This window comes from Shigella sp. FC1967, from assembly GCF_001743005.1.
Taxonomy (GTDB): Bacteria; Pseudomonadota; Gammaproteobacteria; order Enterobacterales; family Enterobacteriaceae; genus Proteus.
This window is the reverse complement of record NZ_MIIZ01000138.1, coordinates 1-285: the sequence shown is the minus strand read 5'-3', so window position 1 is coordinate 285 and position 285 is coordinate 1. Positions and strand designations below refer to the sequence as shown.

1 rRNA gene is annotated in these 285 nt (G+C 54.4%); it reads left to right on the top strand.

The annotated features are described in order from the left end of the window. Window positions 1-285, top strand: a 23S ribosomal RNA gene (locus BHE89_RS01290); the annotation flags it as partial.

Below are 285 nucleotides of genomic sequence, written 5' to 3'. Positions count from 1 at the left end.
TCACATCCTGGGGCTGAAGTAGGTCCCAAGGGTATGGCTGTTCGCCATTTAAAGTGGTACGCGAGCTGGGTTTAGAACGTCGTGAGACAGTTCGGTCCCTATCTGCCGTGGGCGTTGGAAGATTGAGAGGGGTTGCTCCTAGTACGAGAGGACCGGAGTGAACGCACCACTGGTGTTCGGGTTGTCATGCCAATGGCATTGCCCGGTAGCTAAAGTGCGGAAGAGATAACCGCTGAAAGCATCTAAGCGGGAAACTTGCCTCGAGATGAGTCTTCCCTGTCACCT